Genomic DNA, 25,417 nt, shown 5'->3' with positions numbered 1-25,417 from the left:
TCTGTCTCGTCGTCGTTCAGCCTGGTTCTTGCCGACGATCCTGATCGGCCTGGCTGATGAACGCATCATGAACGGCGCCGACGCCGCCGACCATCGGCGCCTCGATCGTGGGCTCGGCGATCTCGCCCGTGGCCGCCCAGTCGACTACGAAATTGGCTTCCGTTTCGCCGCGCATGTCGTTTGCGGCGATGAAGACCTCGACGGTCGCGAACGCTTTTAACGCAATCGGGGACTTGAGGTAGCTCCCCGCCATCTTGCCTGATGTGTCGAAATAGGCGATCCGCTCGGGGATCAGGGGGCGGGAGTTTGCGAAATTCTGTTCGATTCCGCCTGCGGTCCGGGCGCTGGCTGTGGAGGCGTACGGGATCGACAACGCGGCCAGAATCGCGAGAAAAGCTCCCATTCTATGGCTGTGACACATTGCTTGTTTGACCCTTGCGCCGGGACCTCTAGGTTGCAAAAGGGGGAAATCCGGAACCATGCACGAGCTTATTCGCGATATCACCTTATGCATCCTGTTCGCCTGGGTGCTCGGCCTGTTGGCGCATTTTTCCCGGCAGCCGCTGATTTTGGCCTACCTTATCGCCGGGTTCGTCATAGGTCCATTCGGCATGCGCTGGGTCGAGTCCCAGGAATCGATCACCGTCATCTCCGAGCTTGGCCTGATCTTCATGCTGTTCATGATTGGGCTGGAAATCGACCTGAAGAAGATCGTGCGCGCCGGCAAGGTGATTCTGTTTGCTGCGGGCGGACAATTGGCCGGCGGCGTCCTGCTCGGAATATTGTTTTTTATCGGGATCGGCCTGTCGATGGGGAGCGGGCATTTCGACGCGCTCTATCTCTGCATCGCCTGTGCGCTGTCGAGCACGGTCATCATCGTCAAGGTGCTGTACGAGAAACGCGAGCTCGACACGCTGCCGGGTCGGATCACGCTCGGCGTGCTGGTGCTGCAGGACATCTTCGCGATCCTGTTCCTGGCGGTGCAGCCGAGCCTCGACAATCTGCAAGTGAGCGTGATCCTCTTGTCGATCGCCCGGGTCGGCGTGCTGGTGGCGACCGCGCTGGTGCTCAGCCGCTATGTGCTGCCGTGGCTGTTCCACCAGATCGCGCGCCGGCCCGAGCTGATCCTGCTCGGCGCGCTGGCCTGGTGCTTCCTGATCGGCGAGATCGCGGAGAGGCTGCATTTGTCGCGCGAGATGGGCTCGCTGGTGGCCGGCGTTTCGCTGTCGACATTCCCCTATGCGCTCGACGTCACCGCCAAGGTGACGACGCTGCGCGACTTCTTCATCACGCTGTTCTTTGTCTCGCTCGGCATGACCATCCCGATCCCGGGTGCGTCGGTGATTGGGCTGGCGCTCGCGATCGCGGCCTTCACCGTGGTCAGCCGCATGGTGACGACGTTCATGCCGCTTTATCTGATGAAGCAGGGCCTGCGCGCGAGCCTCCTGCCGGCGATCAACCTGGCGCAGATTTCGGAATTCTCACTGGTCGTGATCCAGACCGGCGTGACGGCACACCATATCAGCCCGGAAACGTCGAGCGCGGCGTCGTTCGCCTTCGTGGTGCTGGCGGTCCTGAGCACCTTCGTCATGGGCCGCAGCGACCAGGTCACGCGCGGCCTGATCGGTCCGCTGAAGCGGATCGGGCTCCGCGACCTCGATCACAAGCATGAGGCCGACGGAGGGCACGAGGGCGGGCACGGGGAGGCGCGCCGGATCGTCATTCTCGGGTTCTTCCGCGCCGCCAGCGCGCTGGTTGCCGATATCGAGCGCCTCAATCCTGCGGTGCTGGAGCAGATCACCGTGATCGACTTCAATCCGCTGGTGTTTAGAACCTTGACGGACCGCGGCATGCACGTGGTCTATGGCGATATCAGCAACGTCGATACGCTGGTGCATGCCGGCGTCGGCAAGGCCGAGCTGATCATCCTCAGCATCCCGGATTCGCTGTTGAAGGGCGCCGACAACGAAAAGCTGGTCCGGCACGTCCGCTCGCTCAATCCGACCGCCAAGATCGTCGCCACCGCGGAGATCCTGGCCAACGTCAACGACCTCTACGAGGCCGGCGCCGACTACGTGACGGTGACGCGGCTTAGCGACGCCCACGAACTCTACAAGGTGATCGAAGCCGCCCAGGCCGGGCTCCTGGAGGACAAGCGCGCCGAGACCGACACGCTGCTCAGCGAGCGCCGCGAGGTGCTGCCGTAGCGGGAAGACGGCGTCTCGGGCCGGTGATTTACCCAACGGGCTTTCGCCGGCTGCACGAGAGGAGCTATAATCTCGCAGGTGCTTTCGCCAGGCGAAACCGCTCCATGCGGCCGGGCGATCATCGCCAGCATTTTTTTCATCCCGGCCCGCCATGCCTCTCCAGCGTTCCGCCTTGCGTATTGACGCTGGCGCCGGCCAAGGAGTCCGGCTAATGCACTGCCTGAACCGAGCTAGATTTGGCGAGATTTTGAGAAATGGCCGATAGCATCCAGGAAGTTCTGCAAGCCTTTGCCAAAGGCGAACTCGTCGTCGTCACCGACGATGACGATCGCGAGGGCGAGGGCGATCTGATCGTTGCGGCTTCGCTCTGCACCGCGGAGAAGATGGCATTCATTATCCGCCACACCTCCGGCATCGTTTGCGCGCCGATCACCACCGACGACGCCAGGCGGCTGCGGCTGGATCCGATGGTGGCGCATAACGAGTCCAATCACACCACCGCCTTTACCGTCTCGATCGACTACAAGCCCGATGGCGGCACCGGCATTTCGGCGGAGGAGCGCGCCTCCTGCTGCCGCGCGCTCGCCAATCCCAACGCCGGCGCCAATGATTTTGCCCGGCCCGGTCACATCTTTCCGCTGATCGCCCGCGATGGCGGCGTGCTGCTGCGCTCCGGCCATACCGAAGCGGCGGTCGATCTCTGCAAGCTTTCCGGCCTGCCGCCGGTCGGCGTCATCTCTGAATTGATGAACGACGACGGCACTGTGATGAAGGGCGAGCAGGTGACGAAATTCGCCGCCGCTCACAAGCTCAAGCACGTCACAATCGCTGACATGATCGCTTACCGTCAGGCGCGCGAAAAGCTGATCGAGCGGGTCGCAACGTTTACCACCGACAGCCCGATCGGTCCGCTGCAGGGCTATGCCTATCGCTCGCCATTCGACGAGATCGCACATGCTGCCTTCGTCTATAACGGCATCGGCGACGGCAAGAACGTGCTGACGCGCTTGCACAAGCCCAATATCGTCAAGGATCTCTTCACCGGCCAGGCGCGGATGCAAATCGTACTGGACCATTTCAAGAAGGCCGGCCGCGGCGTGCTGGTTTACTTGCGCGACGGCGCGGCCGGAGTTCCCGTCGAGCCGGTCGGCGAACAGAAAACGGCAGAGGCGGACAGGCACCGGCAATGGCGTGAAGTCGGCGTTGGTGCCCAGATCCTGCGCGATCTCGGCATCACCTCGATCATCAATCTCACCTCGTCGGTGCACGACTACAAGGGGCTATCCGGCTTCGGCATCGAGATCGTTTCCAACGAAAGGTTGGAGTGATGAGTTGTCATTCCGGGATGGTGCGCAAGCACCAGACCCGGAATCTCGAGATTCCGGGTTCGATGCTGCTCATCGCCCCGGAATGACGATTACCCAATCCATTTGCGCTTCTGCCGATAGCGCATTAATTTGTTGACAATTTCCATGAGGACAGTGATGCGAAAGGGATTTTCATGAGCGTGCGCCCTCAAGCCAAGGACAAGCCGGCGGCGGCTTCCTTCCAGTGGGACGATCCGTTCCTGCTCGACGACCAGCTCACCGAAGACGAGCGCATGATCCGCGACACCGCGCGTGCCTATGCGCAGGACAAGCTGTTGCCGCGCGTCATCAATGCGTATCTGGAAGAGAAGACCGACCGCGAGATCTTCAACGAGATGGGCGAGCTCGGCCTGATCGGCGTCACGCTGCCGGAAGAATATGGCTGCGCGAACGCGAGCTACGTCGCCTATGGCCTGGTGGCGCGCGAGATCGAGCGGGTCGATTCCGGCTATCGCTCGATGAACTCGGTGCAGTCGTCGCTGGTGATGTACCCGATCTACGCCTATGGCGACGAGAACCAGCGCAAGAAATACCTGCCGAAGCTTGCCACCGGCGAGTGGGTCGGCTGCTTCGGCTTGACCGAGCCGGATGCCGGCTCCGATCCCGGCGGCATGAAGACCCGCGCCGAGAAGGTATCCGACGGCTATCGCATCAGCGGCAGCAAGATGTGGATTTCCAACGCCCCGATCGCCGACGTTTTCGTCGTCTGGGCCAAGTCGGCCGCGCATGACAACCAGATCCGCGGCTTCATTCTCGAGAAGGGCATGAAAGGCCTGTCGGCGCCGAAGGTCGGCGGCAAGCTGTCCTTGCGCGCCTCGATTACCGGCGAGATCGTGATGGACGGCGTGGTGGTGCCGGAGAGCGCGCTGCTGCCCAACGTATCGGGCCTGAAGGGACCGTTCGGCTGCCTCAACCGCGCCCGCTACGGCATCTCGTGGGGTGCGATGGGTGCCGCCGAAGACTGCATGCACCGCGCGCGGCAATACACGCTCGACCGCAAGCAGTTCAACCGGCCGTTAGCCGCAACGCAGCTCGTGCAGAAGAAGCTCGCCGACATGGAAACCGAGATTGCGCTCGGCCTTCAGGCCTCATTGCGCGTCGGCCGCCTGATGGACGAGGGCAAGATGGCCCCGGAAATGATCTCGATCGTCAAGCGCAACAATTGCGGCAAGGCGCTCGACATCGCCCGCGTCTCGCGTGACATGCACGGCGGCAACGGCATCCAGATCGAGTACCACGTGATGCGCCATACCGCGAACCTGGAAACCGTGAATACCTATGAAGGCACCCACGACGTCCACGCCCTGATCCTGGGCCGGGCAATCACGGGGATTCAGGCGTTTTCGTAAGTTCCTTGCTCGTCGTTCCGGGGCGCGCCGAAGGCGCGAACCCGGAACCTCGCGCCGTATTCTTTTCCCCACTTCGGGATTCCGGGTTCATCGCTGCGCGATGCCCCGGAATGACGCCAAGAAAAACCATGGCCGACAACGACGACATTCCGTTCAACCGCGACTTTCCGCTTCGAGCCGGCGTCGTCGACGAGCCGCGGCCTGGCGTGCGGCGTATCCTGTGCAACAATCCGAGCCCGTTCACCTTCACCGGAACGGTCAGCTACATCGTAGGCAAGGGCAATGTCGCGATCATCGATCCCGGTCCCGATGACGAAGCGCATGCCAAGGCGTTGCTCGACGCCGTGCGCGGCGAGACGGTGACGCATATTCTCGTCACCCACACCCACCGCGACCATTCCCCGAACACCGCGCGGATCAAGGCGGCCACCGGCGCGCCCGTTTATGCCGAGGGGCCGCACCGCGCCTCGCGGCCACGCTTCGAGAGCGAAAAGCACAATCCGGAATCCGGCGCCGACCGCGATTTCAGGCCCGACATCGAGGTCAAGAACGGCGACGTCATCGAAGGGCAGGGCTGGGCGCTGGAGGCGGTCGCAACCCCCGGCCACACCGCCAATCACCTGGCGTTCGCGTGGCCCGAGCGAAAGATCAATTTCGTCGGCGACCACGTGATGGGCTGGTCGACCTCGATCGTCGCGCCTCCGGACGGATCGATGATCGACTACATGGCCTCGCTGGCGCGGCTGGAGGCTCGCGAAGAGGATCTGTATTTTTCAGGCCACGGGCCGGAAATTCCGGAAGGGCCGCGTTACGTCCGCTTCCTGACCCGGCACCGCCAGGCCCGCGAAGCCTCGATCCTGCATCGGCTTGCCAAGGGCGAGGCCGACATTCCGACCTTGGTCCGCGCGATCTATATCGGCATCGACCCGCGGCTGACGAATGCCGCCGGCTATTCCGTGCTGGCGCATCTGGAAGACCTGGTCGCCCGCGGGATCGTGGCGACCGATGGCGATCCGGTGATCGGCGGGACGTACAGGTTGGCTTGATTTTTTATGGTCATTCCGGGGCGTGCGAAGCACGAACCCGGAATCTCGAGATTCCCCGGTGCGCAATTGCGCACCTGAGGTTCGACACTTCGTGTCGCCCCGGAATGACTGACGTCACTTCTTCACGTTCTTTGCTTGGGCCTTGGCCGGCGCCTGCGGCTTCTTCGGCGCCGCCGGTTTGGCGTTATCGACGGCGGCGTTGATGTCCTCGATCAGCTTTGAGACGCGGGCGGCGTTGCTGCCGAGGTCGCTTTCGAAATAGCGCGAGGAGGAGCGGATATCGACGCGCGATTCGTCGCCGTCGGGCGTGATGCGGATCGAGATGTCCTCGCGGAATCCCATGATCGGCGTTCGCGCCACCGCCTCGATGCGGGCGATGCGGCGCGGCGGCTGCGGCGGCCGTTCGTCGATCACGAGCCATTTGCGCTTAGTGACCAGCGCCAGCGTCACCTCATAGGCCCGCTGCGGGGGAACTTCGAGTTCCACGGTCTCGATGTCGGGATAAGCGATCCGCTGCTGCTCGGCCGAATAGAGTCCGGCATAGACCGCTGAGTTGGCGCCTTCGCCGCTGCGCAGCCGGGCCAGCGCCTCGAAGCGCGGCGGATCGATCGGATTGGTGGTGATGTCGTGGATCGGCGGCAGCTTGCGGTATTGCAGGGCGAGGTAGGCCGGGTAGGCGAGCAGGAGGGCGTTGATCAGGAACGCCAGCAGGATCCGGCCCATGCCGCGCGAGCCGTTCTGCCAGATCGCCGCAAAGGCAGCGAGGCCCACCAGGATGGAAAGCACGGCCAAACCGAGCGCGCCGAAGAACGTCGCCAGCGCGGGTTTTACCTCCAGGAAGCCGAAGCGGACGATGATGATCGACACCACCACCGCGACCACGGCGAAGATGGCGAGGTTGCGCGACCAGGTGGCGAGGCTGGACACGGGCTCCGACTGGTAGGGAGCGGAAAACCTTCGGGCCATCGGTGAATCTGCCGGGTTTCTGAAATCTGTCTGGCCGGCGGGCCGGCTGCAAACTCGCAAGCTTGAGACCACGGCGTGGCGCGAATTTCAAGTTTGCAGGCGATACTAATCGGGCAAATGCGCTGCGTGCAGCAACCTGATGGGTTAACCATCCCTGTAAATTGATTATTAGTTGTACATTGAAGTTGGTCCAATTTTCGTCTACCTCTCGCCGCCGGGTTGTCGTATTTGCCGCAACACGGGACTGTCCTGCACGGGACGCCGGCGAGCGCCAGCCAGGGGAAACGGCGGGCGTCAGCCGGAAGCGCTGCAGGATGATCTCAACTCTTGGTCCTTGTTGCGGGCGGAGTCGCAAAAAAATTGCGGTTGCGCCCCCGGAGTTCTAGGATTGGATAGGGCGCAATCGGCATACGTCCGCGGGGCTGGCGGAAGGCCCCATGAGGGCGAGTGTTCAGTATGAGTGATGCAAAGCACGAACGATATGTCGGCCCGAACGATCCGGCATATTATGCGCCGCGTGAGCAGAGGGAACGGACGAGCAGCGATCAACCGGGCACAATGCTGATGCAGAACGACGATGGCTGGCGTCCGCGAACGCCAACGGAAGGACCGCCCTTGCAGCCCTTCAGCAAGCCCGCACGCCGCCAAGATTCCGAAATGTTCACCAAAGCCGTGGCCCAGGCCATGCAGGAGGCGAGGGAGACCGCGCCGGTCGAAGCGCCATCCGTGCTCCGCGACCTGTCGGGACGCCGCGCGCTGTTCCAGCAGGTCATCCGGTTCTCGATCGCCGTGGCGATCGCGGCGAGCATCGCGATGCTTCTCGTCATGGCCATTCCGTCGTCGCAGCGCCCGGCCAACCAGGATAATGCGTCGCTTTCGGCCGCCTGGCAGTCGGTGAAATCGTCGGTGCTTCCGGCGCCGCAGCCGCAGCCAGCGAGGCGTACGGCGACCTTGGCCGTACAGGACGGCAGCGGGTTCGCCAACGATCCCGTGCCGCTCGGGATCCACGTCGGCTCTCCGCCGCCCGACGCCTATGTATCCATCAATGGACTTACTGCCGGCGCACGGCTCACATCCGGCAAGCGTGTCGGTCCGAGCGAATGGCGCGTGTCGGCGACGGAGATTTCCGGCGTTTCGGTCATTCCGCCGGATGGCTTCACCGGCCAGATGCTGGTGACGGCGGAACTGCGTGACGGCAACGGCGTGGCGCTCACCGGCACCTCCACGCGGCTGACCTGGGCGCCTGTGCCAAAGGCCCCCGTCGCTGCGCCGCCGGTTGCCGCGCCAGCCCCGGTCATTGCCGCGCCGGTTGCTGTAGCGCCGGTCGCCGCACCGCCGCCGGTCGCCATGGCCGCAGCCGCGCCGCCGATGCCGGCCGTGCGGCCGCAGGCGGAGGTCGTGCGAAGCCTCGATCCGAAGGAGATCGCTGCCCTGATCAAACGCGGGCAGGACCTGCTCGCCGCCGGCGATGTGCAGTCGGCGCGGCTGGTGCTGATGCGTGGAGCGGAAGCGCAGGATGCGCGCGCGGCGCTGCTCGTCGGCTCGACCTACGATCCGGCGCGGCTCAGGCAGATGGGCGCCGATGGCCCGCTGGCGGACGTCGCGCAGGCCCGTATCTGGTATCAGCGAGCAAAGGAATGGGGCGAACCCGACGCGCAGCGACGGCTCGACGCGCTGGCGCTCTCGCGCTGATCTTTTCGACGGGCGCACTACGCGCGCCCGTCGAAATCGCACAGTCACCCGCCATCCATCTGCGAGACCATGAACTCCGTGAAGGCCTTGACGCGTGGCGCGCGGTGACGGCCGGGTACGGTCACGACGTGAACCGGAAACGGCTCGCTGAGATGGCTGTCCATCAATAGCGGCACGAGCGTGCCCTCCTGCAACGCGCGCGCGACCACGAAATCCGCCAGTCGCGCAATGCCGAGCCCCGCCACCGCCGCGTCGAGCAGCAGGTCGGCATTATCGCTCGCAAGCGTGCCTGAGATGGCAAGCCGGTTGATGCCTTCGCTGGTGTGGAACGGCCATTGGTTGAACTGCCCAAAGCCGGTGATCGTCAGGCAATTATGCTGCAACAGATCGGCGGGCACGCGCGGCGAGCCGTGTTTCTGCAGATAGTGCGGGCTGGCGCAGATCAGGCGTCTGGCGTCGTGGAGCTTGCGCGCCACGAGGGTGGAGTCGCCGAGCCATCCGGAGCGGATGGCTATATCCACTTGCTCGGCAACAAGATCGATTTGCCGGTCCGAAACAAGAAGCTCTACAGTGATCTCAGGGTAGCGGGCTAGGAAGAGCGGCAGCGCGGGACCGAGGATCTGCTTGGCATAGGTCGTTCCGACACTGATCCGCAAATGGCCGCGCGGCGCGCGGCTGGCCGCCGTGATCTCGGCTTCCGCGGCCTCGATCGATGCAAGTATTTCGCGGCTGCGGGCGACGAACAACTCGCCTTCAGCGGTCAGGACCAGACGGCGCGTGGTGCGCGTCAGCAGGCGGACGCCGAGCCGGTCCTCGATCCGGGTTACGAGCTTGGAAAGCGCCGACGGGGTGATCCCGAGATCGTCAGCCGCGGCGGCAAAGCTGCCGCGCTCGATCACGCGCACAAAGGCATTCATCTCGTCGGAGGTACTGTTCATGAAATCATTTCACGAATGAAGCGAAATTATATGCGATTATCTCCTTTGTGGGAAGGAATAGATTGGGTCCATCGACTTCATGGAGACCCAGACGATGTTAGCGCATGAGATTCTGAGTGGCGGTTCGAAACGGCTCGCCGATGGCGATGGCGGTGCCGTGCTGCGCCATGCCAATGGCAGCATCAATGTCGCGGCCTATGCAGCGATGGCGCACCGTCAACGGGCGGCAGCGATTGCGTCATCGATTCAGTCAGCAGTTCGACGGTTACGCGACGCCTGGCAGGCCATCGCCTTGCGGCGTGACCATCAACGAACCGCTGCGGCGAAACCCTGCGGCTGATATCGGGAGATGAACGGCGGGGCTGCGAGGAAACCCGCCGTGAAGCTGCACGAAAATTGCGAAAGTTCTGCCAGAGAGCCGGCGTGAGATCTCACTCACGCCGGCTGATTGTCTCGGCTGTCCCTGCCGAGCCGGCAGCGACAGGATCGCCTCACGCCGCCGCGTTCGGGAAGCGGTAGCTCTTGAACTGCTCGCGCAGCGCCGTCTTCAGGATCTTGCCGGTTGCGGTGTGGGGGATACCGTCGACAAAGACGACGTCGTCGGGCATCCACCATTTCGCGATCTTGCCATCCATGAATTTCAGGATGTCCTCGCGGCTTGCCTGCTGGCCGGCCTTGAGTTGCACGATCAGCAGCGGACGTTCGTCCCATTTGGGATGATAGACGCCGATGACGGCGGCTTCCGCGACCGCGGGATGGCCGACGGCAAGGTTTTCGAGGTCGATCGACGAGATCCATTCGCCGCCGGACTTGATGACGTCCTTGGAGCGGTCGGTGATCCGCATGTAGCCATGCTGGTCGATGGTGGCGACGTCACCGGTGTCGAAATAGCCTTCCTCGTCGAGGATGTCGGTATCGACCTTGAAATAGGCCTTGGCGACCGCCGGCCCGCTCACCTTGAGGCGGCCGAAGGTCTTGCCGTCCCACGGCAGTTCCTTGCCGGCATCGTCAGTGATCTTCATCTCCACGCCGAACGGCGGGTAGCCCTGGGCCTGCAGGATGTCGAGCCGCTCCTCGCCGGTGAGTTCGGCGAACGGCGGCTTCAGCGCGGCTACGGTTCCGATCGGGCTCATCTCGGTCATGCCCCAGGCGTGGCGCACGCGCACGCCCATGTCGACGAACGACTTGATCATCGAGCGCGGCATCGCCGAGCCGCCGCACACCACGCTCTTCAGGTGAGGCAGTTTCAGATTGTTGGCCGACATGTGGTTCAGCAGCATCAGCCACACCGTCGGCACGCCGGCGGTATGGGTGACTTTCTCGGTGTCGAGCAGTTCATAGACCGAAGCACCGTCGAGCTTGGCGCCGGGCATCACGAGCTTGGTGCCCATCGAAGGCGCGGAGAATGCGATGCCCCAGCTATTGGCATGGAACAACGGCACCACCGGCAGCATGGTCTCGGCGGCGCTGGTGCCGAGCGCGTCGACGTTGTTGGCCATCAGCCCGTGCAGCACGTTGGAGCGATGCGAATACAACACGCCTTTGGGGTCGCCCGTGGTGCCCGAGGTGTAGCACATCGCGGCCGCGGTATTCTCGTCAAAGTCCTTCCACGTGAACTTGCCGTCCGCTTCCGCGATCCAATCCTCATAGGCGACCGCGTTCTTCAGCGTGGTCTGCGGCATATACGCCTTGTCGGTCAGCACGATGTAGCGCTCGACGCTCGGCAGGTTGGCCGCGATCTTTTCCAGGATCGGCACGAAGGTGGTATCGGTGATCACCACGCGGTCCTGCGCGTGGTTGATGATCCAGGCGATCTGGTCGGGGAACAGCCGCGGATTGACGGTGTGGCAAATCGCGCCGATTCCCATGATGCCATACCAGCATTCGAGATGGCGCCAGGTGTTCCAGGCGATGGTGGCGACACGGTCACCGAGCTTGATGCCGTCGCGGTCGAGCCGTTGCGATACTTTCAGCGCGCGTGCATGAATTTCGGCGTAATTGGTGCGATGAATGGGACCTTCGACCGACCGCGTGACGACCTCTTGCGTGCCGTGATACTTCGCCGCGTGTTCGATAATCCGATGGCAAAGCAAAGGCCAGTCTTGCATCAATCCGAGCATACGCACTTTCCTCCGATGGTTTGTTTGTTGCCGCACGATCCGCCGAACATTGTCCGCGGATCGGGGTTAAGTTCATGGAATTGAAATGAACTTTACCGCGCAGAAAGCAAGCCGAAAATGGGCTAATGGCGCCTTTGGCCGCATTGCAGCGGCAATGGTTACCACTGCCGCCGCGGCGCTGTTGATTGGCATGCCAGTCGAGCCGGCCTGGGCGGCGAAAACCTCGCGCGCCGCGCCGTGGGATGACCTGTTCAGGGAATTCCAGCCGCGTGCGCGAGGAAAGGCGCGCCGTGTGGCTGTGCCGCTGCCGAAGCCGCGTCCCGCTGAGGCGCCGTCTGCCAAGCCCGAGAAGCCGGCCGAGAGGGAGCAGGCGTCGCCTGAGAAAGACAAGGCCAAGGAGCAGGCCGCGCCTGCACCGGAGCCCACGCCACAGCCCTCCGAGTGCCGCCTGGCGCTGACGGACGAAGTCGCCATTGCGCCCAGCATCCCGGACATCCGCGGCGCCAATGGCTGCGGCGGCGAGGATCTGGTGCGGCTCGAGGCGATCGTGCTGCCGGACAAGCGACGGGTGTCGGTAAAGCCGGCGGCGATCCTGCGCTGTACCATGGCGTCCGCGCTGGCCGAGTGGATCCGCAAGGACATCGCGCCGCTGGCAGAACGCCTCGGCAGTTCCGTCTCCGATCTCGACAATTTCGATTCGTTCGAGTGCCGCGGTCGCAACCGTATCGTCGGCGCCAAGCTCTCCGAGCACGGCCGCGCCAACGCGCTCGACGTTCGCGCCTTCAAGCTCGCCGATGGCACCTCGATCTCGCTGACCGACCGCACCGTGCCGCGGCAATTGCGCGAGGCCGTATTGCATTCCATGTGCGCGCGGTTTTCGACCGTGCTCGGCCCGGGCTCGGACTGGTACCACGAGGACCACATCCATCTCGATCTGATGGAACGACGCGGCAATTACCGGATCTGCCAATGGGACGTCTGGGACCCGCTGCCGCAGAGAGCGCCGCTATTGCCGGCCGAACGGCCCGAGGAAGCCCCGCCGCGCGAGGTCGCCGCCAAGCCCGACGACGCCAAATCCGACGCGAACAGGTCTGACAAGCCTGATGCAAACAAGTCTGGTGCGAAGCCCGATGCGGCCAAACCGGACGCTGAATCAAATGGCGAGAAATCGGAAAAGGCCGAGCCGGCGCGCGAGGAGAAGCCCGCAACGAAAAAGCGCCGGAAAAACCGGCGCTCTTGATCTTCCACTGCAGTGTAACCGGCGTCGGCTACTGCGCCATCGGGCCGCTGTTGCCGCCGCCCTGCAGCGCCATCTTGGAATTGAACGGCGAGTCACCCTGCTTGGGCTCGAGCACGACGACCACGGTGCCCGTCTTCACCCGGCTGTAGAGGTCGATGACGTCTTCGTTGGTCATGCGGATGCAGCCCGACGAGATCGAGGCGCCGATATATTCCGGCTGGTTGGTGCCGTGGATGCGGAACAGCGTGTCGCGGTTGCCCTGGTACAGGTAGAGCGCGCGGGCGCCGAGCGGATTGTCGACTCCACCGGGCACCGAAGCCGGCAGGCCTTCGATACGCTTGTGAATGTCGGCGGTCGGCGTCCATTTCGGCCATTCCGCCATGTTGCCGACGCGCGCGATGCCGGAGAATGCGAGGGCTTCCTCGCCGACGGTGACACCATAGCGGATCGCCTTGCCGCCGTCCTGGACCAGATAGAGGTAATGGTTGTCGGAATCGACAACGATGGTACCGGGCAGTTCCTTGCGGTGATAATCGACGATGGCGCGGCGGAACGGCTCTGGGGGCTTGACCGCAGCGTAGCGCGCCTTGGCGAGCTGGGCCTTGTCGTTCGGCTTGAGGGTGGCTTCAGGGGCGGCTTGATAGGTGGTTGCCGGCATGCAGCCAGACAACGCAAGGCCGGCGGCGAGCAGCCCCAAAATTACTTTCAGCGACGACATGGTTACACTTCCAATCGAAAGTCAGGCGTTCGCAAGCCGCAATCTTGCGCCTCAAACGCGACGATTCCATTAATCTCATTATCCGCAAAAGCCGGCTGATATGCCAGCATTTGCGCGTCCATTCTGCGCTGCGGAAGGCTGGCTGTGGCTTTTATGCCGCAAATTTTGCGACTTCTGGTTGTTTTCCGGGCAGGTATGGCGCAGGGCCAAATCGCGGCCGCGCCGCCGCCACCCCGCTGCCATAAATATCGACCGCCGGTTAATGCGAGGGTCATGAAGCGCTTGCCAGAATCGGGTTTAGTGCCCTGGGTGGGATTTCCGCCGGTTCCGGAGTTGCCTATGTTTTCGGTGTTTGTTCCCTTCGAATCTACCCTGAAGAAGCTCCCGGCCGTGGACCCGGCGGCATTGCCGGACAATGCGGTCTGGATCGACCTGTTGAACCCGACGGGGCAGGAGGACCGCGCGGTCGAGCGGCTGGCCCGGATCGCGGTGCCGACCCGGGAAGACATGCAGGAGATCGAGATTTCCAGCCGGCTCTACATTGAGAGCGGCGCCCGCTACATGACCGCGACGCTGATGTGCCAATCCGACACCGATATGCCGAAGACCACGGCCGTCACTTTCATCCTCGCCGGTCACCGTCTGGTAACGGTGCGCTACGACGAGCCGAAGCCGTTTGCGCTTGTTGAGCACAAGCTGGCGCGCTCATGCCTGCCGGGGATATCGGGCGAGATGGTGCTGATGGAACTGCTCGACGCGGTGATCGACCGCTGTGCCGACATTCTGGAGCGCGCCGGCGCCGAGGTCGACCAGGTCTCGCACGATATCTTCGAGCCCGAAAGCGCACGGCATGGCCAGGCCAAGCGATACTCGCAGATCCTGATCGCGATCGGGCGCAAGGGGGATCTGGTCTCCAAGATCCGCGAGAGCCTGGTCTCGATCGGCCGCGTCGTCACCTTCCTGTCGGCGGTGGTGGAGGGTGTCAAATGGTCCAAGGACATGCGCGAGCAGCTCAAGACCATGCAGCGCGACGTCGGTTCCCTGACCGATCACGCCTCCTACCTCTCCAACAAGATCACCTTCACGCTCGACGCCATGCTCGGCGTCGTCAATCTCGAACAGAACAACATCATCAAGCTGTTCTCGGTGATGGCGGTGGTCTTGATGCCGCCGACCTTGATCGCCTCGGTCTACGGCATGAACTTCAAGGTGATGCCGGAACTCGAATGGCCTCACGGCTATCCGATGGCGCTCATCATGATGCTCATGGCAGCAGTGCTGCCGTACTTGTTCTTCAGATGGAAGAAGTGGTTGTAGATCACAGTTCCGTGCGGTTCCCGATGTGCGAAAGATCGGCTCAATCCCACCGCTAAAATTTGAGCGGTGGACTGAACGAATGGTCGAAACTTGTCTGCGATAACGTGTCTCTCAGGCCGCGAGGATCCCATGGTTGAGAAACTCATAATGTCGCCACGCAACGTCATCGATCTGGCCCGCTATCAGCAGGGCCGCAGCGTTGGCAAGGCGCAGGCGTTCTCGACGCGGCTTTGCCGGCACTGCGGTGCTGTGCTGGCGGACGGCGAGAACGAGGACGAGTGTTCGAGCACATCCAACGTCGCTGCGACGACTGCTCTGCGCACTGCGCAGCGGAAGTCTTGCGCGGAGTGAATGGCAGCGATCTTGTAGGGTGGGCAAAGCGAAGCGTGCCCACCATCAAGCAGCGCGGTCGGTGATAGATGGTGGGCACGTCGCTAGCGCTCCTTTGTCCTACTGCGTCACGAGCGCTTTCTGACATATCGAGCGGCACGGGCTCCGCAACAGGGGCATCGCGGGAGCCACTTTGTAAGCGCTTTGATCAAGCGTGCACGCATGGTCGCGATCGAGTTTGGAATGTGGCGTTCAGGCCGCAAGGGCGGATCCGCGGGGTCGATAACCGTCGGGTAATGCAGGCGTCGAGAGCAGCGCGGGGGAACGAGGTCCTGAGGGGGGAATCGCGGCTCGCTCGGAGACCAGGAACCCATAGGCCGCGATGCAGAGCGTTGCGTGATGATGGAAGCCACGCCATCCGCGCCCTTCGTAGTGCCCAAGCCCGACCTCCTGCTTGAGTTCCTGATAGTCGCGCTCGATCCGCCAGCGCATCTTGGTGATATCGACGAGCTGGCGGAAGCTGATCTCTGCCGGCAGTGTGGAGAGCCAGTATTTGTATTTGCTGAGCTTTGTTTCGCCCTCCGGCCACTCGATCAGCAGCCACTCCTCTGCGACCTGCCCGGGGATTGCACCATTGTAGCCGACGCGTACGCGCACCCGTGCAAAGCGCGAGGACAGCCAATCGGCCGAGCCTTCGCGCCAGCGGATCGTGCGCCAGGCGTGCTCAGGTAGAGCACGCACCACTTCTTGGGCCGAGATCAGATCGGGCTCATTGCGTCGGCCGTTATTGTTGAGCGATTTGTCGGGCCGCTTCGGACCGGTGCCAGGCGCCCACATCAACACGTTCGGCTGAATGCCCGCCACATAGCTCAATCCCAGGGCAGACACGCTCGTGCGCAATCGCGAGTCACGGCCGTAGTCGAGGTCCATCAACAGCACTCCCAGCGGAAGGCCTGCCGCGTGCGCCCGTTGGATCAACTCGAGCGCAATCTGCTGTTTGGTCTTGAAGCGGATGTCCTCAGGCACCCCGGCCCGATCCCGACGCGCGCGATCCTCGGCCCACTCTTTCGGCAAATAGAGCCGATACCCGACCGGCAAGCTGGCAAAGTGGTTCGCAATCGACAGCGACACTGCCACTTGGCAATTGGCTTCCTTGCCAAGCTGCCCGCAATACTGCGGCTTCACCCCAACCGAATGTCGGCCCTTCTTCGGGATGCCGGTGTCATCGATGATCCAGGCCTCGATCGGCCCGTGCTTCGTGATTGCCGGAACCACCAGTTCGCTGATCTTGGCCAGCACCTTCTCGTCCGACCAACCGCCAGCACCGACAAAGTGCAGCAACGACTGGTGTTGCGCAGAGACACGCGCTGGATCGGTCCGCGCCGCCATCGGCTCTACGCTCTTGCGCTCGCCCGGCAGGATCAGCCCGGTGCAGTAGTCGCGCAGCGGTCGAGCCCGATCCGCCTGACCCATCGCGCTCGCAAGTTCCTCAACATAGGACGCAAACCGGATATCGAGATTCATCTTAGCCTCCACGCTGAGCTTGAATCTCGCAATTATCTGATTCTTCTAGTCGATCGCCCGCGACCCTCTGACTCAGTAGGGTTTGCCCACCCTACGAGATACGTCGCACTAAACGTGCTGGCCGCCGTTGATGTGAATCTCGGCGCCGTTCACATACGAACTGGTTTCCGTGCACAACACGTAGATGATCTTCGCCACCTCGTCCGGCGTGCCGAGGCGGTGCATCGGAATCTGCTGCTCGACGATCTTCTCGGTGCCCGGCGACAGGATCGCAACCCAAGCCGATATAAGCCCGCAGCATTGCGAGTCGCTGGCCGATGATCCCGTTGACCTCCCGACGGCTTATATGGATGATCTGCACTTTCTGGTTGAGGCGCGTAGGTAGGCCTGTAGGCCTGCATCTCTTCGCTTTGTCCGCTGCGCGCCACGGATACTTTGGAGATTGAGTGATGGATCACACCACGCTTTTTCTTGTTGTTCTGGTTGGCGGGTTGTTGGGACTATTCGCGCAAGGCTTGAGAGCTGCTAGCGGCCTCTCGCGGCTGCGGGATACGGCGTCGCGCATGAGCCTGCGTTTCCGTGATCTTTTCGTGCCGAGCCGCTTGATCGTCAATCTGCTAATCGGCTTCGTTATCGGGATTGTGGCAACATTTATCGTCGGCGTTGAGAAGCTGATCCCATTTGATCGGAGCAGCTGGATCGGGCTCGCTGGGATTGTAGTCTCAAGCTACTCTGTAACCGATATCATAGACCATCTTCTACGAGCTCTGAATATCTGGAAGCCCAAGAAAGCGCAGGCCTCGCCACCGAGCGGTGAGGAATTACCATCGCATCCAGCCTCGGACGAACTCCTGAAGTTGATTTTGAGCCAGTTGTCGACGGGAACGCCGACTAGCACCTGGTCGGCCCGTCAGATCGGCAGTTCGACGGATCCCTCCAGTGCGGAAAACCGCGACAACGTCGCAGGCAGCGAGGTCGCATCGCTCCGCTACAACAATCCCGGGGCCCAATATCCCAGCGCGAGTGCCGCGCGCTTCGGCCAGATCGGCAGGTCTACAGATCCCTCCACCGCGGAAAACCGCGACGATGTCGTAGGTAGTGAGGTTGCATCGTTCCGCTACAACAATCCCGGCGCACAATATCCCAGCGCGCGCGCCGCGCGCTTCGGCCAGACCGGCTATGGCATCATCGGTGGCGGCCACAAGATCGCGCGCTTTCCCTCGCCGGTGAACGGCGCTGCCTCGAACTTCGACCTGTTGTCGCGCAGCTATGTCGGCATGCGGATCGGCGAGGCCGGAACGAAGTGGACCGGCGCCCACGGTTTCGGCGTGCCCGGCTATGACGCGAACGCCATCCTGACGAAGGAGATGGTCGACGATGCCGTGCAGGCCGTTGCCCTGCTGAAAGCCATCGCAGGCCGCGAGTCGGGCAAAGGCAATAACCTGACCGAGGAGCAGTGGCGTCAGGCCCATCGCATGTACAAGGCCGGCAGCGCCGACGCCTTCTTCGACGGTCTGCCTGCCGTAGCCGTTGCCCAGCCGCCCGCGAGCGGTGTGCCCTCGGGTGCGGGCCTGGTGCAGCGCGCCCGCGCGCATATCGGCGAGCAATACGTCAACACCCAGGTGCCGAAGGACGATCCGCATTGGCATGGCCCGTGGGACTGTGCCGAGTTCGTCTCATGGCTGGTCTATCAGGAAGCCGGCACGCTTTACGGCTGCGTCGACCACACGGCACAGCCGGCCAAGGCCGATGCCTATACCGGCGCCTGGAAGGCTGACCTCGAGCGGCTCGGCAAGCGCGTTTCGGTGGAGGAGGCGGCGGCGACCGTCGGCGGCATCGTGCTCCGCTATCCGCCGGGTCCGGGCAAGATGGGCCACATCGCGGTATGCGACGGCAACGGCGGCACCATCGAGGCCAAGGGACGGCGTTACGGCGTGGTGGCCGACACGGTGCATGGCCGCGGCTGGCACACCGGCATCCTGATTCCTGGCATCTCCTATGACAATGCCGCGCCGATCAAGGTCAGCTCGCCTGCCGTCATCTACGAGGTCGGTGCGCCGAACATGGATATGGCCGTGGTTGCGCGCATCCAGGCGGCGCTGGCCGCCAAGGGCTTCGATCCCGGTCTGATCGACGGCGAGTTCGGATTGAACACGCAAGCTGCCGTGCTGCGTTTCCAGGAAGCCGAGGGCATGGTCGTCGATGGCGCGGTCGGGCCGGAGACGGCGGCAGCGCTCGGCGTCTCGCTCGGGGTCGAAACCGTCAAGCCCGGCGTTACGGTCGCGGAGACGGGTCCCGCCGCTGGCGCTGCCGCGCTCGACCTGCAGCAACGGCTGCCACTCCTTCTCATGTTGCTATCGAAGGAGAAGCCGATGGCCGCCGATCCAGCCAAGCCGGGCCAAGGCCTCGAACTGTTGCTGCCGCTGATTCTGCAGTCGGCGCTTACCGGCAAGCAGCTCGACATCATGCAGCTTCTTACCGTGCTTGCGACCGGCAAGCCGGCGCCGGCGGTCACGCCGATCGCCAACGCGCCGGCGCTCGCGCAACCGGTCAACACCGTCCCGGCGCCGGTCGTCTCGCAGCCGGCAACACAGCCTGGCGCCGCTGCGCCGGTCGATCCCATCACCGTGCTGATGCCGCTGCTCTACGAGCGGTTGACCGGCAAGCCGCTTCCAGGCACCGAAAAACCGGACAAGCCCGCCGAGCCGCTCGCGCCGGCCATGTCGCGGCTGAGAGGTAAGCTGTTCCCGGGCACCGACAAGCCGGATAAACCCACCGAACCGCTTGCGCCAGCCCTGACGTCGTCCTTCCTATATGCCACCAACCGCAGGGCATCGTCCGACGAAGCCTACTTTTCAGGAGAACGAGCCGACGAGATCACCTACGGCACCGCAAGTGTCCAAATTCCCGAGGCTCACAAGATCGGCAAGGTCGAGCTGCCATTCAAGCTGAGCGTGCTCTCGTTCACCTTCTACGAGGAAAGGCTGGATCCTCAGAAGCACTTCACCATCAAGAGCGTCGATGTCCGGCCGGTCGAGGACTGGATGAAGCTCATCTCGTCATCGAGCAAGAGTAGCGCTCTCGTGTTCGTGCACGGTTTCAATACGACATTTCGAGACGCGCTTTACCGCGCCGGACAGATCTTCTGGGACCTGCAGTATCAGGGCATTCCCGTTCTGTTTTCATGGCCGTCGCGGGGCGCTGTCCTTGATTATGTTTATGACCGCGACAGCGCCTATGGTGCGCGCGATTCCTTCGTCGAAGTTTTGCGAAAGCTTCGCTCCGCCGGCGCGATTCGCGTCGACATTCTGGCTCATAGTATGGGCAACCTTGTGGTGCTGGAGGCGCTCGCCAATCATCAGCATGCGAACGATCCGCTCGGAATTGCGGAGATACTGATGGCTGCGCCCGATGTCGACAAGGATAACTACAGAAAGATCGTAGCTAAAGTCAGAGCGGCCGTTCCCGGGATGACCCTATATGCGTCATCAGCGGATCGTGCGTTGGCTGCATCGAAAAGGATTGCCGGCAATATCGCCCGGGCCGGAGACGTGTCTGAGAGCGGACCACTTCTTGTCGACGGAATTGATTCAATCGACGTGACCGCAATTGGAGAAGAGTTGTTCGGCTTGGGTCACAGCCCCTATGCGACCACAGTCTCCCTCCTCAACGACATCTCGATACTGATCACGCAAGGTACGCGGCCGCCGAATGCGCGTCAGCCGGTGGAGATCAGTGGCATGCCTATGGGCCAGCTTCCTCCGAGCTGGTGGCGTCTTAAGCCGCGCTAGGCGATCCGCGGGAGCCAACGAAAGTGAGCGCCGCCGACTTGCGCGACAGTCAAACGTGCTGGCCGCCGTTGATGTGGATCTCGGCGCCGTTCACATACGAACTGGTTTCCGTGCACAACACGTAGATGATCTTCGCCACCTCGTCCGGCGTGCCGAGGCGATGCATCGGAATCTGCTGCTCGACGATCTTCTCGGTGCCCGGCGACAGGATCGAGGTGTCGATCTCGCCGGGCGCGATCGCGTTGACGCGGACGCCGACGCGGCCGAAATCGAACGCCATCTCGCGCGTCAGCGCGGCAAGCGCCGCCTTCGAGGTCGCATAGGCCGCGCCCGCGAACGGGTGCACGCGCGAGCCCGCGATCGAGGTGACGTTCACCACCGCGCCCCTGGCGTGTTTCAACTCCTCGAGCAGTCCGCGCGCGATCATGATCGGCGCGAAGAAGTTGACGTGAAAGACGTGGTTCCAGGTTTCGACATCAGTGTCCATGGTGCCGAGCCGCCCGCCGTCCGGCGCCTTCGGCGAGATCGCCGCGTTGTTGACCAGCGCGTGCAGCTCGTCGTTCTCCAGCCGCCTGCGAATCTCCGAAATCGCGCGCACGGTGTCGTCATGGCTGCCGAGGTCGACCTCGATGTGATCCTCCGGGCCGGCGCCCCACGGGCAGACTTCCGGGAAGGCATGCCGCGAACAGGTGATGACGCGCCAGCCGGCCGAGGAAAACCGGATCGCGGTGGCATGGCCGATGCCGCGGCTGGCACCGGTCAGGAGCAACGTGCGCCGCGGCGCGTTGGATGAAGAGGGCATTTAGGTCCTTCAGCTTTGAACGTCGTCGCGTGCGTTTGACATCATGGATAGAGCCTTACCTTGGACCATGCGCCATCGGGCGCATCGCGGCGGAATTCGATGCGGTCGTGCAGGCGGTACGGTCGGTCGTGCCAGAATTCGAAACGCTGGGGCGTAATGCGCCAACCGCTCCAGCCGGATGGGCGCGGCACTTCGCCGATGAAGTATTTGGCCGCGACCTTGGCGATTGCCTGCTCGAAGGCGAAGCGGCTCTCCAGCGGCTGCGACTGCTTGCTGGCCCAGGCGCCGATCTGCGCCTGCTTCGGCCGCGTCGCGAAATACGCATCGGCTTCCTGGTCCGTCACCGGCGTCACGCTGCCGCGGATGCGCACCTGACGGCGCAGCGACTTCCAGTGAAATAGTAAAGCGGCCTTAGGATTTGCGGCGAGTTCGCGGCCCTTCTGGCTGGCGATGTGGCTGTAGAACACGAAGCCATCCGCATCATAGCCCTTCATCAGCACCATCCGGACATCGGGCAACCCGTCGGCATCGACGGTCGCCAGCGCCATCGCGTTGGGATCGTTCGGCTCGGACTTCACGGCTTCCGCAAACCACTCGGCGAACAGCGCAAACGGTTCCTCGGCCGCGGTAAAATCACCCGATGTTAACGGTGTCGGGTGTTTGATGGAGGTCGTGTCCGTCATGTCAGGAGTCCCAGTTGCGTACCCTCGCGTCCCAGAACGCGTTGCAGCCCCGATACGGGCACGCCCTATATAGGGCATGGGGACGCGTTGGCCTATCGGCGATCGGGCCGAGGGGCGCTGTGATGACGTTGATTTTGATCGGTCTCGGCTCGGGCGGCTGCAGCCTGTCGCGGCCGGATGCCTACGCCAGGATGCACGCTGCCGACGTCACGGGGGCGCTGGGCAAGCAAGCGGCGACGCCGGTGCCGACCGAGAGCGATCTCGCCTTTGCCCGCACCGCCGCCTCCGACGTGCTGACCAAGGGCGACAAGGATTCCAGCCAGCCCTGGGAAAATCCGGAGACCGGCGCGCGCGGCTCGGTGACGCCGCTGTCCCAGGCCTATTCTGCGGAAGATGGCCGCACCTGCCGGGATTTCCTGGCGAGCTACGTCAACGGCCGCTCGGAAAGCTGGCTGCAGGGCGCCGCCTGCAAGGCCGGCCATGGTCGATGGGAAATCCATACGATTAAGCCGTGGACGAGGGGATAACGCCTCAAATCGACTTCAAGCGACGTGGTAGTTGCAAAAATGCAACTGGCTCCCCAGATGAAGCCAAAGCGGGCGAATTGCCCTAAGCTTCAAGAACCGAATTTCCGTGAAGGAGACGTGACGGATGCGCGACCCCTATGAGGTCTTGGGGGTGCCGCGAGGCGCCAGCGCTACGGCGATCAAGAGTGCCTACCGCAAGCTCGCCAAGAAGCATCACCCCGACAACAACAAGAACGATCCGAAGGCTGCGGCGCGATTTTCCGAGATCAACGCGGCCAACGAGATCATCGGCGACGAGGACAAGCGCAAACAGTTCGATCGCGGCGAGATCGATGCCGAGGGCAAGCCGCGCTTCCAAGGTTTTCCTGGTGGCGGCTTTTCCGGCGACCCGCGCGGCCGCGCCGGTGGAGGCGGTTTCGAATCCTACACTTTCCGCAGCGGGGGCGGCCCCGGTGGCATGGGCGGCGCGGGCTTCGAGGACATCCTCAACAGCATGTTCGGCGGCGCAGCCAGGGGCGGACGCGCCGGCGGCGGCCGGACCTTTGAATTCGACACCGGTGGAGTCGGCCTCGATCTCGATCTGAACGTCGCCATGACGGTGTCGCTGGAAGAGTCGGTCAAGGGCGGAGAAAAGCGCGTCCGTTTGCCGACCGGCAAGGAGCTCAACGTCAAGATCCCCGCAGGCGTCACCGCCGGTCAGCAGATCCGGCTAAAGGGGCAGGGCGAAACCGCGCCAGGCCACCCGCCGGGTGATCTCCTGATTACGGTCAGCATCGCCCCGCATCCCTTCTTCAAGGTCGATGGCAGCGATTTGCGCCTGGATCTGCCCATCACGCTCTATGAGGCGGTGTTGGGCGGCAAGGTCCGCGTGCCCACCCTGGGTGGCGCGGTCGAGCTCTCGATCCCGAAAAATACCTCGAGCGGCCGTACCTTCCGCCTCAAGGGCAAGGGCCTGCCCAAGCCCGGGGAAACCGGGGACCTGCTCGTGACCACCCGAATTATTTTGCCCGACGGGAACGATAGCGAGCTCGAGGCATTGATGCAGAAGTGGCGCGATGGCCACCCGTACAATCCGCGCAGCGATTTCGGCTGATTCGGCCGGGTTCGCGGCGCAGATTTTGCGTAATTGGATAGCGGGGTTCCGAGCAGGAGTTTCCCAAAAAACGCACTTCTTTCCTGGAAACAAAGGGTTTCCCGGAAAAGGGGCGGCCTCGAAAGGGGGACCAGCGCGGTACCAAACCCCGATCGAGGCCGCTTGCGCCGATCGGCGGATCGAACGCTGCTCATTTTCGCGTGATCACCCGGTGCATTAATGAGACGCACCGGTGTTTTGATTCCAGATTTTCGATGTCAGAATTTGGACAAGCGGCGCGGGTGTTGCCAATTCGTCGCTTTTCGCCGCCGTAGCCCCGGAAGAAGCGAAGCGCAATCCGGGAACACGTGATCTGGTCGCAACGATCCCGGGTTTCGCGCTACGGGGTCAGCCCTTCTTTTCCAACTGATCGTAGACAGCCTGGGCGATCTGGGTCAGCCGCCCCCGGTCGGCGCCGGTAGATACCACCGCATAGACGACGCCATCGTCGGCCCAGAACAAGGTGCTCTCCTTGCCTTGCGCCGCGTACCGCATCTGGGTCGTCTCGGCATCCGATTTTGCGGTGTAGATCGTGAAACGTTCGCCTGAGGCGCTCTCATACATCATGAAGGATGCCGGGCCCGCGGAACCCGGCAATAGCCGTCCGCCGACGAGTTTCAATCCGGCCCCCGCCAGTTCCGGCGCGCGGACGACCCAGCCGCAGCGCTTGGTCAGCCATTGCTGCAGATGATGGCGTTCGCTGCCCGGCACCTCGACGGGATGCCGCACCTCCACCACGTAAAGCCGGTGCGCTTCGATCGCATGCACCGTCAAATTTTGGAAAGCCGAGGGTGCAGTCGCCGCGCCGCGCGCGAACCAGCCGATGCCGCCGCCGACGATGAACGCCGCCAGCGTCGCCGCCACCGCGCCGTACACCCATCTGCGCGGCTGTCGCACCAGCCGTTCGATCTCGAGCCGTTTCGGCACCGCCTCGTCGACAACCGAATCGTACCTGGTATGCAGCGCTTCCGCCATCGTGCGCCACGACTGCACCCGCGCGGCATCGTCGGGATGCGAGGCGAGCCACGCTTCGACGTCGCCGCGGCGTTCAGCCGGCAGTTCGTCGTCGACGTAAGCATGCAGCTCGTCTTCGGTGACGGGAATGTTGCGATCGGTCATTGTCGTCTCTGTCTATTCCTGATCTGCTGCGTAACGCGTTTCATGCGCCTTCATTTCACCCGCCTGAGCGCCGCGCGTTCGCCCTCGAGCGAAGCTTTGACATGCGCGCGTGCGCGGGCAAGCCGGGACATTACGGTGCCGATCGGCACGCCCTGGATGTCGGCGACCTCGCGGTAGCTCAGCCCTTCCAGCATCACCAGGAGCAGCACCGAGCGCTGTTCTTCCACCAACGTTGCCAGCGCCCGCGCAATGTCGCGGCCCTCCGCCTCGGTGCCGCTGGCGTCCGGGTTGTTGTCGAGCAGCGGCATGAATTGCGGCCGCCGCGCCAGCGACCGTCGCCGGTTCTTGTTCAAATTGGTCAGGATCGTATAGAGCCAGCTCCTGACGTCGCCGCCGAGAAACAGCCGCTCGGAACGCAACGCACGCACCAGCGTATCCTGCACCAGGTCGTCGGCGATGTCGGCATCGCGCGCGAGTGCGCGTGCATAGCGGCGGAGCGCCGGAATCATGGCTTCGACACTTTGACGAAACGCGCTCATCAGCACCAGA

General features: G+C 63.2%; 22 protein-coding genes and 1 pseudogene. 12 read left to right on the top strand and 11 right to left on the bottom strand.

The annotated features are described in order from the left end of the window. Positions 1–16 precede the first annotated feature (16 nt). Complete coding sequence (locus V1277_RS06270; protein ID WP_334415450.1) at positions 17–481, bottom strand: DUF3124 domain-containing protein; 465 nt, start codon at positions 479–481, stop codon at positions 17–19. Here V1277_RS06270 and V1277_RS06265 point away from each other — a divergent pair. From V1277_RS06265 to V1277_RS06250, 4 genes are all read left to right on the top strand, one after another. Continuing rightward, positions 480–2,207, top strand: coding sequence for a cation:proton antiporter (locus V1277_RS06265; protein ID WP_334415449.1), 1,728 nt, complete (start codon positions 480–482; stop codon positions 2,205–2,207). The genes V1277_RS06270 and V1277_RS06265 overlap by 2 nt on opposite strands. Positions 2,208–2,461: 254 nt before the next feature. Further along, complete coding sequence (gene ribB / locus V1277_RS06260; RefSeq protein WP_334415448.1) at positions 2,462–3,535, top strand: 3,4-dihydroxy-2-butanone-4-phosphate synthase; 1,074 nt, start codon at positions 2,462–2,464, stop codon at positions 3,533–3,535. 173 nt (positions 3,536–3,708) lie between these two features. Next, positions 3,709–4,923, top strand: a complete 1,215-nt coding sequence (locus V1277_RS06255) for an acyl-CoA dehydrogenase (protein WP_065730999.1) — start codon at positions 3,709–3,711, stop codon at positions 4,921–4,923. A gap of 128 nt (positions 4,924–5,051) precedes the next feature. Then, positions 5,052–5,969 (top strand): MBL fold metallo-hydrolase, encoded by a 918-nt coding sequence (locus V1277_RS06250; protein WP_334420294.1) that lies wholly within the window; start codon positions 5,052–5,054, stop codon positions 5,967–5,969. A 114-nt stretch (positions 5,970–6,083) separates the two neighbouring features. Here the strand turns inward: V1277_RS06250 and V1277_RS06245 are convergent, their stop codons facing one another. Further along, entirely contained in the window at positions 6,084–6,935 is an 852-nt protein-coding gene (locus V1277_RS06245) for a DUF1499 domain-containing protein (protein WP_334373716.1), read from the bottom strand. A gap of 657 nt (positions 6,936–7,592) precedes the next feature. On the opposite strand from V1277_RS06245, the gene V1277_RS06240 reads away from it, so the two are divergent. After that, positions 7,593–8,627, top strand: a complete 1,035-nt coding sequence (locus V1277_RS06240; RefSeq protein ID WP_334373717.1) for a hypothetical protein — start codon at positions 7,593–7,595, stop codon at positions 8,625–8,627. A gap of 44 nt (positions 8,628–8,671) precedes the next feature. On the opposite strand, the gene V1277_RS06235 is transcribed toward V1277_RS06240, so the two are convergent. Continuing rightward, a complete protein-coding gene (locus V1277_RS06235; RefSeq protein ID WP_334415447.1) occupies positions 8,672–9,565 on the bottom strand; it encodes a LysR family transcriptional regulator in 894 nt (297 codons plus the stop codon). 94 nt (positions 9,566–9,659) lie between these two features. On the opposite strand from V1277_RS06235, the gene V1277_RS06230 reads away from it, so the two are divergent. Then, positions 9,660–9,905, top strand: coding sequence for a hypothetical protein (locus tag V1277_RS06230; RefSeq protein ID WP_334415446.1), 246 nt, complete (start codon positions 9,660–9,662; stop codon positions 9,903–9,905). Between the two features lie 151 nt (positions 9,906–10,056). Here V1277_RS06230 and V1277_RS06225 read toward each other — a convergent pair whose 3' ends face one another. After that, positions 10,057–11,685, bottom strand: coding sequence for a fatty-acid--CoA ligase (locus V1277_RS06225; protein WP_334415445.1), 1,629 nt, complete (start codon positions 11,683–11,685; stop codon positions 10,057–10,059). Between the two features lie 85 nt (positions 11,686–11,770). On the opposite strand from V1277_RS06225, the gene V1277_RS06220 reads away from it, so the two are divergent. Next, positions 11,771–12,925, top strand: coding sequence for an extensin family protein (locus V1277_RS06220; protein ID WP_334415444.1), 1,155 nt, complete (start codon positions 11,771–11,773; stop codon positions 12,923–12,925). Between the two features lie 28 nt (positions 12,926–12,953). Here the strand turns inward: V1277_RS06220 and V1277_RS06215 are convergent, their stop codons facing one another. Continuing rightward, a complete protein-coding gene (locus V1277_RS06215) occupies positions 12,954–13,643 on the bottom strand; it encodes a L,D-transpeptidase (protein ID WP_334373720.1) in 690 nt (229 codons plus the stop codon). A gap of 339 nt (positions 13,644–13,982) precedes the next feature. Here V1277_RS06215 and V1277_RS06210 point away from each other — a divergent pair, with 339 nt between their 5' ends. Further along, positions 13,983–14,960 (top strand): magnesium transporter CorA family protein, encoded by a 978-nt coding sequence (locus V1277_RS06210; RefSeq protein ID WP_334415443.1) that lies wholly within the window; start codon positions 13,983–13,985, stop codon positions 14,958–14,960. 129 nt (positions 14,961–15,089) lie between these two features. After that, positions 15,090–15,311, top strand: coding sequence for a hypothetical protein (locus V1277_RS06205; RefSeq protein ID WP_334415442.1), 222 nt, complete (start codon positions 15,090–15,092; stop codon positions 15,309–15,311). Between the two features lie 231 nt (positions 15,312–15,542). Here the strand turns inward: V1277_RS06205 and V1277_RS06200 are convergent, their stop codons facing one another. Together V1277_RS06200 and V1277_RS06195 are read right to left on the bottom strand one after the other, a co-directional pair. After that, positions 15,543–16,814 (bottom strand): IS701 family transposase, encoded by a 1,272-nt coding sequence (locus V1277_RS06200; RefSeq protein WP_334415441.1) that lies wholly within the window; start codon positions 16,812–16,814, stop codon positions 15,543–15,545. Between the two features lie 108 nt (positions 16,815–16,922). Then, positions 16,923–17,087: pseudogene (locus tag V1277_RS06195) on the bottom strand (SDR family oxidoreductase); the annotation flags it as partial. Positions 17,088–17,677: 590 nt separating this feature from the next. Between V1277_RS06195 and V1277_RS06190 the strand changes: the two are divergent. Then, the gene (locus V1277_RS06190; RefSeq protein WP_334415440.1) at positions 17,678–20,605 is read left to right on the top strand and encodes an alpha/beta hydrolase; all 2,928 of its coding nucleotides are present in this window, start codon (positions 17,678–17,680) and stop codon (positions 20,603–20,605) included. A 49-nt stretch (positions 20,606–20,654) separates the two neighbouring features. Here V1277_RS06190 and V1277_RS06185 read toward each other — a convergent pair whose 3' ends face one another. Continuing rightward, complete coding sequence (locus V1277_RS06185; RefSeq protein WP_334373723.1) at positions 20,655–21,407, bottom strand: SDR family NAD(P)-dependent oxidoreductase; 753 nt, start codon at positions 21,405–21,407, stop codon at positions 20,655–20,657. A 41-nt stretch (positions 21,408–21,448) separates the two neighbouring features. Beyond that, positions 21,449–22,090 carry a pyridoxamine 5'-phosphate oxidase gene (gene pdxH, locus V1277_RS06180; RefSeq protein ID WP_334415439.1) on the bottom strand — a complete coding sequence of 214 codons (642 nt, stop codon included), beginning with the start codon at positions 22,088–22,090 and terminating at the stop codon, positions 21,449–21,451. A gap of 122 nt (positions 22,091–22,212) precedes the next feature. On the opposite strand from pdxH, the gene V1277_RS06175 reads away from it, so the two are divergent. Then, on the top strand, positions 22,213–22,617 hold the full coding sequence (locus V1277_RS06175) for an RT0821/Lpp0805 family surface protein (RefSeq protein WP_334415438.1): 405 nt from the start codon (positions 22,213–22,215) through the stop codon (positions 22,615–22,617). A 124-nt stretch (positions 22,618–22,741) separates the two neighbouring features. Further along, entirely contained in the window at positions 22,742–23,710 is a 969-nt protein-coding gene (locus V1277_RS06170) for a J domain-containing protein (RefSeq protein WP_334415437.1), read from the top strand. A 387-nt stretch (positions 23,711–24,097) separates the two neighbouring features. Here the strand turns inward: V1277_RS06170 and V1277_RS06165 are convergent, their stop codons facing one another. Both V1277_RS06165 and V1277_RS06160 read right to left on the bottom strand, forming a co-directional pair. Beyond that, a complete protein-coding gene (locus V1277_RS06165) occupies positions 24,098–24,868 on the bottom strand; it encodes an anti-sigma factor family protein (protein ID WP_334415436.1) in 771 nt (256 codons plus the stop codon). 50 nt (positions 24,869–24,918) lie between these two features. Then, the gene (locus V1277_RS06160) at positions 24,919–25,407 is read right to left on the bottom strand and encodes an RNA polymerase sigma factor (protein ID WP_027537716.1); all 489 of its coding nucleotides are present in this window, start codon (positions 25,405–25,407) and stop codon (positions 24,919–24,921) included. Positions 25,408–25,417: the final 10 nt, after the last annotated feature.

The organism is Bradyrhizobium sp. AZCC 1588 (assembly GCF_036924735.1).
Taxonomy (GTDB): Bacteria; Pseudomonadota; Alphaproteobacteria; order Rhizobiales; family Xanthobacteraceae; genus Bradyrhizobium.
The sequence above is the reverse complement of the archived record's forward strand: the minus strand, read 5'-3'. Positions and strand labels throughout refer to the sequence as shown.

Bases quoted from the DNA above. Each gene is read 5' to 3' on its own strand.
- V1277_RS06250 (WP_334420294.1), top strand. From the start codon at position 5,052: ATGGCCGACAACGACGACATTCCGTTCAACCGCGACTTTCCGCTTCGA.
- V1277_RS06200 (WP_334415441.1), bottom strand. From the start codon at position 16,814: ATGAATCTCGATATCCGGTTTGCGTCCTATGTTGAGGAACTTGCGAGC.
- V1277_RS06270 (WP_334415450.1), bottom strand. From the start codon at position 481: ATGGTTCCGGATTTCCCCCTTTTGCAACCTAGAGGTCCCGGCGCAAGG.
- V1277_RS06175 (WP_334415438.1), top strand. From the start codon at position 22,213: ATGACGTTGATTTTGATCGGTCTCGGCTCGGGCGGCTGCAGCCTGTCG.
- V1277_RS06185 (WP_334373723.1), bottom strand. From the start codon at position 21,407: ATGCCCTCTTCATCCAACGCGCCGCGGCGCACGTTGCTCCTGACCGGT.
- V1277_RS06240 (WP_334373717.1), top strand. From the start codon at position 7,593: ATGTTCACCAAAGCCGTGGCCCAGGCCATGCAGGAGGCGAGGGAGACC.
- ribB (WP_334415448.1), top strand. From the start codon at position 2,462: ATGGCCGATAGCATCCAGGAAGTTCTGCAAGCCTTTGCCAAAGGCGAA.
- V1277_RS06170 (WP_334415437.1), top strand. From the start codon at position 22,742: ATGCGCGACCCCTATGAGGTCTTGGGGGTGCCGCGAGGCGCCAGCGCT.
- V1277_RS06165 (WP_334415436.1), bottom strand. From the start codon at position 24,868: ATGACCGATCGCAACATTCCCGTCACCGAAGACGAGCTGCATGCTTAC.
- V1277_RS06265 (WP_334415449.1), top strand. From the start codon at position 480: ATGCACGAGCTTATTCGCGATATCACCTTATGCATCCTGTTCGCCTGG.
- V1277_RS06225 (WP_334415445.1), bottom strand. From the start codon at position 11,685: ATGCTCGGATTGATGCAAGACTGGCCTTTGCTTTGCCATCGGATTATC.
- V1277_RS06215 (WP_334373720.1), bottom strand. From the start codon at position 13,643: ATGTCGTCGCTGAAAGTAATTTTGGGGCTGCTCGCCGCCGGCCTTGCG.
- V1277_RS06235 (WP_334415447.1), bottom strand. From the start codon at position 9,565: ATGAACAGTACCTCCGACGAGATGAATGCCTTTGTGCGCGTGATCGAG.
- V1277_RS06230 (WP_334415446.1), top strand. From the start codon at position 9,660: ATGTTAGCGCATGAGATTCTGAGTGGCGGTTCGAAACGGCTCGCCGAT.
- V1277_RS06220 (WP_334415444.1), top strand. From the start codon at position 11,771: ATGAACTTTACCGCGCAGAAAGCAAGCCGAAAATGGGCTAATGGCGCC.
- V1277_RS06160 (WP_027537716.1), bottom strand. From the start codon at position 25,407: ATGAGCGCGTTTCGTCAAAGTGTCGAAGCCATGATTCCGGCGCTCCGC.
- V1277_RS06255 (WP_065730999.1), top strand. From the start codon at position 3,709: ATGAGCGTGCGCCCTCAAGCCAAGGACAAGCCGGCGGCGGCTTCCTTC.
- pdxH (WP_334415439.1), bottom strand. From the start codon at position 22,090: ATGACGGACACGACCTCCATCAAACACCCGACACCGTTAACATCGGGT.
- V1277_RS06245 (WP_334373716.1), bottom strand. From the start codon at position 6,935: ATGGCCCGAAGGTTTTCCGCTCCCTACCAGTCGGAGCCCGTGTCCAGC.
- V1277_RS06205 (WP_334415442.1), top strand. From the start codon at position 15,090: ATGGTTGAGAAACTCATAATGTCGCCACGCAACGTCATCGATCTGGCC.
- V1277_RS06210 (WP_334415443.1), top strand. From the start codon at position 13,983: ATGTTTTCGGTGTTTGTTCCCTTCGAATCTACCCTGAAGAAGCTCCCG.